The 573-nt window shown below is 36.6% G+C and carries 1 protein-coding gene; it reads right to left on the bottom strand.

The window, feature by feature from the left end; translation table 11 throughout:
* Positions 1 to 543, bottom strand: a 543-nt coding sequence (locus tag D4B81_RS17900; RefSeq protein WP_161965307.1) for a site-specific integrase, incomplete at its 3' end; no start/stop codon positions are given.
* Positions 544 to 573 lie beyond the last annotated feature (30 nt).

The raw sequence follows: 573 nt of genomic DNA, 5'->3' as shown, positions 1-573 counted from the left end.
GACGCCTCGGTATAAAGTTTTTGTTTTTGTAAATCGCGAAGTATACTCAAACGAATTCAGTCTTTTCTCAGTGATCCCCCAGATGCTTTCACCCTCACTTAGAAGTGCTTTAAGCATTTTTTTACTGTGGCTATTTCCCTTATCTGCTTCTTCCGATGATTCGAACTGTAATTGCAAACTACTTACAATATCAGTGATATCAGATTGATGTTTTTGTCCATAGTAAGGAATAATTGTAAATTCCCAAGCAGGAATCAATTTCTTTAATGAGGCTTCCAGAATTGTTGCTTTTTGCGTCTTGTATTTAAACTGGAGTGATTTATTGACAATATCGAAACTCAGCGAATTGCTTATGATAGTATTATAGCTCATGAATGTGGCTCTCTTGATTGCTGTTCCGTTATGTGTAATCATCCAACATAAATAGGTTAGTTCAGCAGCACATAATGCTATTTTCTCACCTGAAGGTCTTTCAAACCTTTCCACAAACTGACGAACAAGCACCTTAGGTGGTGTTTTACATAATATATCAAATTGTGGCATGCTTAGCGCCGATCTTGTGTGCAATTGATA

The organism is Ornithinimicrobium cerasi (genome assembly GCF_003702705.1).
GTDB classification, from domain to species: Bacteria; Actinomycetota; Actinomycetes; order Actinomycetales; family Dermatophilaceae; genus Ornithinicoccus; species Ornithinicoccus cerasi.
The sequence above is the reverse complement of the archived record's forward strand: the minus strand, read 5'-3'. Positions and strand labels throughout refer to the sequence as shown.